Origin of the sequence: Methanococcoides vulcani (assembly GCF_900111645.1) — an archaeon.
GTDB lineage: Archaea > Halobacteriota > Methanosarcinia > Methanosarcinales > Methanosarcinaceae > Methanococcoides > Methanococcoides vulcani.
This window is the reverse complement of the sequence record NZ_FOHQ01000005.1, coordinates 175,011-186,963: the sequence shown is the minus strand read 5'-3', so window position 1 is coordinate 186,963 and position 11,953 is coordinate 175,011. Positions and strand designations below refer to the sequence as shown.

General features: G+C 46.2%; 8 protein-coding genes. 6 read left to right on the top strand and 2 right to left on the bottom strand.

The genetic code is table 11. The features are described 5' to 3' along the window. The first annotated feature begins 954 nt into the window (after positions 1 to 954). From BMX02_RS08800 to BMX02_RS08780, 5 genes are all read left to right on the top strand, one after another. Positions 955 to 2,451 (top strand): 2-isopropylmalate synthase, encoded by a 1,497-nt coding sequence (locus tag BMX02_RS08800; protein ID WP_091690312.1) that lies wholly within the window; start codon positions 955 to 957, stop codon positions 2,449 to 2,451. A 5-nt stretch (positions 2,452 to 2,456) separates the two neighbouring features. After that, positions 2,457 to 3,212 carry a TatD family hydrolase gene (locus BMX02_RS08795; RefSeq protein ID WP_091690311.1) on the top strand — a complete coding sequence of 252 codons (756 nt, stop codon included), beginning with the start codon at positions 2,457 to 2,459 and terminating at the stop codon, positions 3,210 to 3,212. Positions 3,213 to 3,233: 21 nt separating this feature from the next. Then, positions 3,234 to 3,869, top strand: a complete 636-nt coding sequence (locus BMX02_RS08790; RefSeq protein WP_091690310.1) for an MBL fold metallo-hydrolase — start codon at positions 3,234 to 3,236, stop codon at positions 3,867 to 3,869. An 11-nt stretch (positions 3,870 to 3,880) separates the two neighbouring features. Further along, entirely contained in the window at positions 3,881 to 5,794 is a 1,914-nt protein-coding gene (locus tag BMX02_RS08785; protein ID WP_091690309.1) for a YgiQ family radical SAM protein, read from the top strand. A gap of 123 nt (positions 5,795 to 5,917) precedes the next feature. After that, positions 5,918 to 7,450: a sensor histidine kinase gene (locus BMX02_RS08780; RefSeq protein WP_167879322.1), complete on the top strand. Its 1,533-nt coding sequence runs from the start codon at positions 5,918 to 5,920 to the stop codon at positions 7,448 to 7,450. Positions 7,451 to 7,544: 94 nt separating this feature from the next. Here BMX02_RS08780 and BMX02_RS08775 read toward each other — a convergent pair whose 3' ends face one another. Further along, positions 7,545 to 8,606 carry a (Fe-S)-binding protein gene (locus BMX02_RS08775; RefSeq protein WP_091690307.1) on the bottom strand — a complete coding sequence of 354 codons (1,062 nt, stop codon included), beginning with the start codon at positions 8,604 to 8,606 and terminating at the stop codon, positions 7,545 to 7,547. Beyond that, the gene (locus tag BMX02_RS08770; RefSeq protein ID WP_091690306.1) at positions 8,606 to 9,976 is read right to left on the bottom strand and encodes an FAD-binding oxidoreductase; all 1,371 of its coding nucleotides are present in this window, start codon (positions 9,974 to 9,976) and stop codon (positions 8,606 to 8,608) included. Before BMX02_RS08770 ends, BMX02_RS08775 begins: the two co-directional genes overlap by 1 nt. A 97-nt stretch (positions 9,977 to 10,073) precedes the next feature. Between BMX02_RS08770 and arcS the strand changes: the two genes are divergently transcribed. Beyond that, entirely contained in the window at positions 10,074 to 11,933 is a 1,860-nt protein-coding gene (gene arcS, locus BMX02_RS08765; RefSeq protein WP_091690305.1) for an archaeosine synthase subunit alpha, read from the top strand. Positions 11,934 to 11,953: the final 20 nt, after the last annotated feature.

Sequence of the window (11,953 nt, the reverse complement as noted above, 5' to 3'; positions counted from 1 at the left end):
CTATGCACAATAGTTGGTTAATTCATTGATAGATAAAGTCACTATCAGTCAGAATTAACCGAACTGCCACATTCAACGTCAGACCGGAAAAGCTCCGGTCTCCACTAATGATTCTGATATGGAGGTGATTGAAATTCCACACACGTTGTGCGGGATTCTCTTGATACATTCCATCGCATATATACCTTCCGAGCCGGAAGGTTTTGACACATTTTTGGACAATGTGTCGATATACATGAAATGTATGACGTTTTTCAAACTCTCAATAGATCGTGTCAGAATCGACAGCGACCAGCTCACTGAGAGCACCCCTACAACAGTAGCCTTGTATTTATACGTTGTGTGTCAATGTGTGACACGGGTATATATTAGATGCAAATATAAGCCATTCCTGACAGAACATATCGTAAAATTATTTCCATTACGTGGCTTTTTACAGATGTCCTGAACATAAGTAAAAATGAAGCGAAATGAGCATCAGTAGACAGTAATGATGAAAATTAGCAGAGTTTTCCTTCACACGGAACTGGTCGTAATAGTTACCCTGACAGACCTTCTGGAACGCTGCTGTGCCGTGACCTTTACCGGGATGCAATATATATTACATTACACATCCCCAAAGAAGCTACAGAAATAGCCAATGAATACATTACAAGCAAAAAATGGGAAAATAGCCTGATAATCCATAGTATACAATACAACCCACCTGATACCTACGAAGTATACTATAGAAGGATCTTCAATGGTATACCATCAATGACGGGATAGAAATGGAGCCCAAAGTAGGGATTAATGCCCATACCGGAGAGGTCGTTTACCTTGACATGACGCCCATTGACCTTTTAAAGGACTAACAGCCACCAGTTCCTATTTATACCATTAATCGTGTAGTTTATATGATTATTATGGATACAACTACACAACTGAGGGATCGCTTTTTACGGCGATAAACCGATTCGAGACCGAAAGATAAGCATTTTTGACACGACCCTTCGTGACGGCGAACAAACCCCCGGTGTATCCCTTACCCCTGAGCAAAAAATAGAGATCGCTCATCAGCTTGCAAAGCTTGGAGTGGATACTATCGAGGCAGGATTCCCAATAGCCTCCGCAGGCGATATGGAATCCGTGCACAATATCGCAACCGCGGGCCTCACATCAGAAGTATGCGGACTTGCACGTGTCCTCACAAAGGACCTTGATGCCTGTATCAAAGCAGACGTAGGAATGATACACACATTCGTCTCCACCTCTGACATCCAGAGGATACATACCATCAAGAAAAGCCGTGAAGAAGTTGTTGAAATGGCAACCAATGCCGTACAGTACATCAAGGACCACGGCATGCGCTGCATGTTCTCTGCAATGGACGCTACCCGAACAGATATGGACTATCTGGTAGAGGTCTACAAAGCAGTAGAAGATGCCGGATGTGACATCATCAACGTTCCTGATACAGTGGGAGTGATCGCTCCATCAGGCATGTATCGCCTCATAAGTGAACTGGACAAGGAGATCAACATCCCTATCGACACTCACTGCCACAATGACTTCGGACTTGCCGTAGCAAACAGTCTAATGGCCATAGAAGCCGGTGCAAGCCAGGCACAGGTCACGGTCAACGGACTTGGAGAGCGTGCAGGGAATGCCGATCTTGCGGAGACAGTAATGAGCTTGTGTTCCATCTATGGTGCAAAGACGAACATCAACACCGAATACATCGTTGAAACTGCGCGCATGGTAGAACGCTGCACAGCAGTCACCATCCCACCGCACATGCCGGTCGTCGGAGAGAACGCATTTGCCCATGAATCAGGCATACACACACACGGCGTCCTTGAAAACTCCGATACATTCGAACCCGGCATCATGACACCGGAAATGGTTGGTCACACACGCAGGATAGTACTCGGAAAACACGCAGGCAAGCATGCAGTTCTCAGATCACTTCAATCTGCGAACATCCAGCCTTCCGATGAACAGCTCGATGCCATCATCGATAAGGTGAAACTGCTTGCAGACAAAGGCAAACGCATAACCGATGCCGACCTTTATGCAATAGCATTCGATATCCTTGGTAAACCGGAAGGAATGCCAACCATCGACCTCAAAGAGGTGAGCGTGATGACAGGAAACGTCATCACATCCACAGCTGTTGTAAAGGCACTGGTCAACGGAACCGAGCGCATCACATCCGACGTAGGTGTCGGACCTGTGGATGCAGCCCTGAAAGCCGTTGAGACCCTCATCGGAAAACATGCAACAAACGTAAGCATACATGACTTCAGAATAGAAGCCGTGACCGGCGGTGCAGATGCACTGGCAGAAGTCATTATCGGTGTACAGGACGAAAAAGGCAGAATAGTCACAGCCCGCGCAGCAAATGTGGATATTGTCCTGGCCTCGGTAGAAGCGCTCGTAACAGCTATTAACATGCTCCTTAAAACATAAGGAGCATGCAAGAGGTCATAGATTCACACTGTCACCTGGATTTTCAGAAATTCAATCGTGACCGTGAAGAAGTAATTGAACGAGCACGCAATGCGGGTGTTGTTGAAATGGTCAATTCAGGTATTGACCTTAAAACAAACCTTTCAACACTCGCACTTGCAAAAGAATACGATTTTATTCATCCCACAATAGGCCTGAGCCCACTTGTTGTTTCTCATTACGGTAATGAAATCGCCGATGAGATCCTACTCCAGCTTGAACAGGACGCCGCGGAAAGCGTTGGTATCGGCGAAGCAGGGCTTGATTACCACTATTATAAGGACAGCAAGGAAAGGGAACACCAGAAAGAATACTTCCGAAAGGTCATCGAGATAGCAGACAGTTACGATAAACCCCTCGTGATCCATGGAAGGGAAGCCGAAGAAGATTCTTTCGAGATGGTCCGGGACCTTGATAAGGTCATCTTCCATTGCTACGGAGGTTCAGTAGAGACCGCCAATATGATAACAGATGCCGGATACTACATCTCAATCCCCACGATCGTATGTTTTTCAGATCATCACAGGTCCATAGCCGAAAATGTCCCACTGGACAGAATCCTGATCGAAACCGACAGCCCATACCTATCCCCCAGAAAGGGACGCAATGAACCTGCATTTGTCTTGGACATACTTCCAGTAATTGCAGAAGCAAAGGGAATTGAGGAAGGAACAATTGCAAAGGCAACCCTTAAAAATACAAGAAGTGTATTTGGTCTTTAAGGTCACAAAAGGAGACAGATAATGAAAGTTCAGAGGATCAACACATCGCCATATGCATCCAATTCATACCTTATCAATGGAAAGATACTCATCGACCCGGGAATGGATATGAAGAAGCTTGTCGAAAAGCTGGAAGAACTGACCGACCCCAGGAACATCGACCTTATCATCCTCACCCATGGTCATTTCGATCACAGTGCAGCTGCAAAACCTGTAGCCGAGCTCTGTGATGCACCCATCGCGATACACAAAGACGATGCCTCATCTTTGAAAAGTGAAGAAACAAGCGCATCCATGTTATTCTCATCCCCGGCACCAAACTTTGAACCGGATATACTATATGAGAACGGTGACATCGTCCGGATAAGTGATACCGAAGCACTTCAAGTGATCCATACACCGGGACATACTCCAGGTGGTATCAGCCTCTACGAACCTTATTCCAAAGGACTCTTTTCAGGAGACACCGTGTTCCCTAACGGAGGTATTGGTCGTACTGATTTTGCAGGAGGGAACATAGAAGACCTTTCAAGATCTATCGAAAAGCTTACCGAACTGGATGTCATAACCCTCTACCCCGGACACGGGCCTGTAACCAGTGAAGACGTGAACGAACAGATACGTCTGTCCCTGCAGATGTCAAAAACATTCCGATAAAGAGAAAGATCATGTCAGGAAAAAAACGTAAACAAAGGGGCTCTGATGAGTCGAAATTCCTCCCCATGGACCGCAAAGAGTGCAAAAGACGCGGATGGGATGAGCTTGATATTATCATCGTGACCGGGGATGCATACGTAGACCATCCCGGTTTTGGTGCAACAATAATAGGTCGTGTTCTCGAGGATGCCGGTTTTAGAGTTGGGATCATCGCCCAGCCAGAATGGGATAATACTGATGATTTCATGAAACTTGGCAGACCACGCCTCTTTTTCGCAGTAGCTGCAGGCAACACTGACTCAATGGTCAGCAATTACACACCTGCACTCAAGCCCCGGCCAAAGGACCTGTACTCCCCCGGCGGCAAAACCGGACTGCGTCCGAATCGCACAACCGTCGTATATTCCAACAGAATAAAGGAAGCCTACCCTGACGTACCGATCGTGATAGGAGGTATTGAGGCATCCCTTCGCCGTTTTGCAGAATATGACTACTGGTCCGACAAAGTAAGGCAATCCATACTTGCAGATGCCCCTGCAGACCTGCTGGTCTATGGAATGGGAGAATTGCAGACCGCAGAAATTGCCCGCAGGCTTGATGCAGGCGAAGATATCAGTAGCATAAGGGATATCAGGGGAACCGCCTGGAAGCTGGAAGTGAAAAAGTGGAAAGAAATGAAAGCAAATGCGGATAGCACTTTCCCTTACGTGGAGCTTCCCTCCTACACAGAAATATCATCTGACAAGCAGCTCTATGCAAAAGCATTCAAACTGATGTATGAACAGCAGGACCCTGTCAGAGGCATAGCACTAATACAACCCCATCCAAAAACGACCATCATCCAGAACCCTCCGATGAGGCAGCTTTCCCAGGAAGAACTTGACCATGTCTACGAGTTGCCTTACACAAGGGAAGAACATCCCTCTTACAAGGAAAAAGTGCCGGCACTGGAAACTGTTAAATTCTCCATTACCACTCACAGGGGTTGCTTTGGAAGCTGCTCTTTCTGCGCCATAACCCAGCACCAAGGGCGTACCGTCTCAAGCCGAAGCATCGGTTCCATAGTGCATGAGGCACACTTGCTTACGAAACTAAAAGGATTCAAAGGCAATATAATCGGAGTTGGAGGTCCCAGCGCCAACATGTACGCCATGAAATGCAAGAAATGGGAAAAGAGTGGAGCATGCAAGGATAAGCTCTGCCTGTACCCGGAACCCTGCCCTTCCATGGACACATCCCACAAAGAGAACATAGAGATGTTACGCCGCCTTCGGGAGATCCCGGAGGTAAAGAACGTCTTTGTAAGTTACGGTGTACGCTACGACCTTGCACTCCTTGATCCCGAATATATCGAAGAGCTATGTGAACATCATATCAGTGGTCAGCTGAAGATCGCTCCTGAGCACTATTCAAAAGAGGTCACCGACTGCATGAAAAAACCTGGAAGAGAGGTTTTCGAGGAATTTGCCGATATCTTTGAGAAGACGAACAAGAAGCTTAACAAAGACCAGTATCTCGTAACATTTCTCATGTCAGGGCACCCTGCCTGCACCATGGAAGATATGATCGAACTGGCAGAGTATATCAAAGAAACGAACAGGTATACTGAGCAGGTGCAGGACTTCACACCAACACCTATGACAGCTGCCACCTGCATGTTCCACACAGGGCTGGACCCCTTTACAGGGAAGAAGGTATATGTAGCTACATCACGAAGGGAAAAGAACATACAACGTGCTATGATGCACTATCGTGACCCGCGCAACCAGAGTCTTGTATACGAAGGTCTCAAACAGGCAGGTCGACAGGACCTTATCGGAAATACATGGAACTGTCTCATATCAAGAAAAGGAAAGAAAAGAAAACATCATCATATACAAAAAGATGAAAGATTTTATAACATAAGGATAATCGGTAATACTTGAAAGGGTAAGGAAATAGCAAATGTGCCTTTACTGCTGTTTAAAATATCAAAAAAGTGTAGCGCACACAAAGTTCCATTTTCATTATCGTTTCGAGGATCTGTTATAATTTTCATGGAGAAGGAAATGAACCAGAAAGAAAGGTCAAAGATACTCATCATCGACAACGAGGACCGCAATGTCGAAGTTCTGGAATCCATTCTTGTCTCAGAATACGACATGATCAGATCATATTCCGGAACCGAAGGGCTTCAAAAAGCCATTGATGATGAACCGGACCTTATCCTGCTTGATAACATGATAACAGACATTGCTGCCCATGAGATCTGTAGGACACTAAAGAACGACGAAAGGACAAAGCTCATACCAATAGTTATTGTCACAACTCCCGATGAAAAGGATGAAAAGATAAAAAGCCTTGAAGAAGGAGCTGATGATTTCGTTAACAAACCGGTAAGCTATCTGGAAATCTCCACACGTGTGAAAGCTTTGTTAAAGATCAAGCGTTTGCAGGATAAAGTTGTCAAAGAACGTAATCAGGCCTGCCAGTACCTTGATGTTATCGGTTCCATCATAATAATACTTGATAAAGATGCAAGCGTTACTTTCGCCAATAAGAAAGCCTGTAATGTGCTGGGATGGAAGAAAGAGGACCTTATGGGAAAAAGCTGGACCGATCTTTTCCCGGAAGATACAAAGGAGATACAGGAAAAGGAACTGTTCCGTATACTTGAAGGCAAGAGGGAACTGCCTGAATTCCACGAACTTCCGTTATTGACCAGAAACAGTGACGGAACCACAGAAAAAAAGCTGATACTCTGGCACGATGTGATCCTAAAAGATGAGGAAGGAAAGATCATTGGCATGATCCGATCAGGTGAGGACAACACCGAAAGAACGAACATGGAAGAAGAACTCACAAAGGCAAATGAGAAACTTCGGCTTTCACATAAGATGAAGGATGAGTTCCTGGCAAACATCAACCATGAACTTCGAACTCCTCTGATATCGATAAAAGGATTTAGTGAACTTCTATACAATGAGCGTCTGGGTGAGTTGAACGAACATCAAAAGAAGACAATGAAAACCGTTGTCCATAACTCAGAACGTCTTCGACATTTGATAGAATCACTGTTCTATGTCAGCGACATGCAAAATGAGACTATAAAATATACATTTAGCCTCATAGACCTCAAAGAGATGCTGGAAAGCATAACTGCCGGTATGCTCTCCAACATAGAGCATAAAGGTATTGAATTCAAAAAAGAGATAGCTGAAAAATTACCAATAGTAAAAGGCAACAGCAAATATATCGAATCTGTGCTAATACACCTGCTTGACAATGCAATTAAATTCACTCCTGCAGGGGAAACTGTATCGCTGTCAGCTTCAGAAGAGAATGGAATTGTGCATATTATTGTACGAGATGCAGGACCGGGAATTCCAAACGATATTCTTTCCCAGTTTTGTACCGATATTCCGGAAGATGCAAGTGAAAGTGACATCTGTTGCACTAACCGGGATTACGGCCTGATCATCTGTAAAAAGATCATAAGCGCACACAAAGGCGATATTGGGATCGATAGTGAAATAGGGAATGGAACTGAGATCCATGTCCGGTTACCAGCTTTTGAAAGTGAGAAAACTATCAATGAATAAAGCAAGATCCCTGATCACAGGACCTTAACTCGAATAACAAACACCGGCATATCACTTCAATTTCTCATACTCTAACTTTTTACTCTTTAATTATCTATTCTTTTTTTTGCGCCCATGTCAGAAGATCCAAAAGATCGATCACCGGAATTTCACTAAATGGTGCCATATTGGTACGGCATAGTGGGCAACACGTCACAATGTAATCCACGCCTTCAGGAACTTCTGCAACTCTCTTTTCTGTAAGCGCTTTTGAGAGTTCAGGATAACCTTTGCGAACACCTCCACCTCCACCACAGCACCTCGCATTCTCCTTGGATGTTCTCATTTCCCTGAGTTCACAGACAGCGGTTATTAATTTTCTTGGTGCATCAAATATCCTGTTTGCCCTTCCAAGGTGGCATGGGTCATGATATGTTACAGTGATATCAAGCCTTTCAAGTTCTAATTTATCCAGGTTCTCTGCCAAGAATTCCGTGATATGAACAACCCTGAACCTGTCAGGGTAGTCATTTTTGAGAGTATTATAGCAGCCTGCGCAACTGGCGATCATGGTATGGGCACCCACCTCTTCCATCTGCCTGACATTATGTGCTATCAACTCACCTGCATCAGACCCTGTTCTCAAAAGCGGGGAACCGCAACAGACCTCATCAGGAAGCACTGTCACATCGAGATCGCTGATCAGGTCGTATGTCCTAAGTACGGTTTCCTGATAGCGATAAGATCCAAGGCAACCAACAAAATACACGTTCTCAGCATGATCCGGCACATCACGCTGTTCCATAAGCCATTCGAGCCTTGGATGTGTTTCATTCATCGGGTTACCTGTGGAAAGCGTGTTCTCACGTAGGTCCTTCTGGGACTCTGTCTCCTTGCCCATTTCTACAATTTCATGCCGTATATTTTCAAAAACATCAGGAGGTATTGCTCCTGCAGGACACATCTCCTCACATATACCACATGTCGTGCAGGTATTGATGCTATCAATAATGCTCTCATCAAGGTCCATCCCCTCAGAGATCCCTTTTGCGATCATCATGCGGCCCCTGGTGCTGAAAGATTCCCATCCGAGCTCTTCAAATATAGGACATACCGAGCGACACGTTCCGCAACGCACACATTTCAATATGGACCTTAACTGCTCATCCTCCATCATCACAACCCCATCTTTCCCGGATTCAATATCCCATGAGGATCAAGCGCCTTCTTGATCTGTCGCATCACATACATCGATGTGGGGTGTTCCAGCTCCATATAGCTCTCGCGCGCCTTTCCCACCCCATGTTCAGCACTCACAGTACCACCAACATCGATAACACGCCTGTATATCCGGTCAGCCACAGTGTTGACCCGCTCCATCCCATTTTCATCCAGCATATCGATGGTCATACCTGTGTGAAGGTTCCCGTCACCAATGTGCCCATAGGTCATTATCGGGATATTGAACTCCTCTGACAATGAACGGACATATTCCAGCATTCCGGGAAGCTCCTTTATTGGAACCCCGATGTCCTCTCCAACATAAACGCGGGTGCGTTTTGGATCTATTCGGGATATGGCAGCACCCACAAGCCTGCGCGCATTCCAGAGACGTGCACTTTCATCTGCAGTTGAAGCGACCTTTATTCCAGAAGCCAGTTCAGAACATACCTTACCGACAGCATCTGCCTCTTCCTTCACAGCATTCTGCATCCCATCCACTTCTATCAGCAGAATTGCCCCTGCATCAGGAAGCTCCACAGTCGGATCATATCTGCGGACAGTCTCGATCGCAGTGCTATCAAGGATCTCACATGCAGAGGGGATAATTCCTGCTGACAGTATCTTTACCACTGTTTTGCCAGCAAGGGCGGTATTATCAAAAGAAGCCAGTATCACACTTCGAGCCCTGGGAAGCGGATGTATCCTGAGCACTGCCTGAGTGATAATTCCAAGTGTCCCTTCCGAACCGATCATAAGGTCGGTCAGATCGTATCCGGATGCGGTCTTGAGTGTCCTTGAACCTGTCCGAACTATCTTTCCGTCTGCCATAACGACCTCAAGGTCAAGCACATAGTTCCTTGTTGTACCATATTTTACAGAACGCATCCCGCTTCCGTTGTTCGCCATCAGTCCACCAATGGTACACATGGCAGTGCTTCCGGGATCCGGCGGAAAGAAAAAACCATAGGGAGAAAGTGCCTGGTTCAGTTTCTCATGTACAACTCCCGGCTCCACAGTTACCTGGAGATCATCAATATCAATTTCAATAATTTGGTCCATTGACGACATGTCAAGTACAATACCACCATTTACGGGAACAGCGCCTCCACAAAGACCGGAACCTGCACCCCTTGCGACCACAGGCAGCCCAAGCTCACCCGCCAGCCTGACAACCGCTGCAACCTGCCCGGAATCGTGAGGTCGGATAACTGCATCAGGATCTCCTTTTGCCTGGGAAGCATCAAAAGAATAACAATAAAGCTCTGAGGACCTTGTTGAGACATTTTTCTCCCCAACAATGGCTTCCAGTTGTTTCTTGAGCATTAACATACCCTGCAACCTTTTTGAAAATAAACGTTTGGGTATTTCAAACAAATTCGGTAGAAAAGATTTACATCTACCTTAAGCATATTAGGGAAACATGACATCATATTTTGAGGTAGAACAGCGGGATGGTGCTGCCCGTATTGGAAAAATTCTCCTTTCAACACCTATCAGGACACCACACATAATTGACACGGTATCACTTAACGATCCAACAGGTCCTTTTGCAGATGCCGGGTCCATGTGGGACCTTTCTGCAGAAGAGGCCATGGAAAATATCCGTAAGATACGCGAGCTTTCCGGTGATGATGCGATCCTCATTTTGCCGCACCAGGACCTCACACCCGATGTGCCGGATGATGTTGCAGAGACAATTGCAAAGAAGATCGAAATGGAAGCTACAGGTCCTGTAGGCCGCATTTACCGACATGGTCAGGATGTAAAGAAAGCGGACCTTTACATTATGGAAGGAGCAGGTTCCTTCCAGGGCAATGCCAGGAAGTTCATGCAAAGGATAATTGAGATCCGGGAAACAATAGCACCTGATACTGCTCTCTATGTCCCCAACCTGTGCACACCTGCAAATGCTGCCATGCTGATCTACCTTGGTATCGATATCATGGACAACACCCGCGCCATTGTGGCCGGGTACAATGACATTTATCTTAACACATCAGGAAGTTACTTTGTCGACTCTATGGCCGAACTTCCATGCAGATGTGACGCCTGTGCTCCCATAACACTGGAAGAACTCAAGGAAATGCCAAAAGCAGAACGTGCTGAGATATTAACAAAGCACAACTGCAACATGCTTGAAGCAGAGGTCGCCCTGGCAAGAGAGAGGGTACGCGCAGGCAACCTGCGTGAATACGTGGAAGGCCAGTGCCGTGTAGAACCCTGGCTTGCAGGACTCCTGAGACTTTTCGATACCCAGTATGGTTACATGGAAGAGCATGCGCCCCTTGCACGTTCCAACCAGTTGCTTGCAACAACTTCCGAATCAATGACCAGACCTGAGGTCGTTCGCTTTGCCAGAAGGATACAGGAAAGATATACCCCTCCTGAAACCGATATTCTGGTGCTGTTGCCCTGCTCTGCCAAAAAGCCATATTCGATCTCGAACTCACATAGCAAGTTCATAAGATCACTGGGCAGGAACCGCAGATACGTCCATGAAGTAATAATCACATCTCCGCTTGGGGTCGTACCAAGGGAGCTCGAACTTACCTATCCTGCATCCCATTATGACACCGTTGTGACCGGGTACTGGGATGCTGAAGAGATAAAATGGGTAGCATCGTGTCTCTCTGAATATCTTTCCAAAAACAAGTATTCACATATAATAGCCCATGTGGAAGAAGCATACAGGGAGATCTGTGAGATCGTTTCAAAGGAGCTTGGTATTGAGATCGTCTATACAAGCTCGGGCAGTGTGACCTCCTACGAGTCCCTTGACAACCTCAAGAACACCATATCCGGCATAGTCGCAGAAGGAGAATTTGGACAGAACAAACCAAGAAGCGACCTGATGCGCGCTATTGCAGACTACCAGTTCGGTCCTGGTGCGGGAAAGTTGCTTGTTCCTGACAAATCAAAGATAAAGGCACCATTCCCCAAACACCAGGTGTTCATCGATAAGAAACAGATAGCTACCCTCATACCACAATATGGAACAATAGCACTTACTATCGATGGCACCCGTCTGCTTGCCGCATCAGACGATTATGAAGGCTACACTGTAACTATCGATGATTTCCTTCCAAGAGGCTCTTTGCTTGCACCAGGTGTTATTGATGCTGATGAGAAGATTCGGCCCGGGGACGAGGTCCTTGTCACAGGAAGCAAAGCGATCGGAGTAGGGCGTGCTATGATGAGCGGGAAAGAAATGGTTGCCTCCTCAAGAGGTGTTGCCGTTGATCTGCGTCACATAAAAAAGGCCGATCAAGTTAAGGATTGATCTTTAAGGTCCTTTTCTTC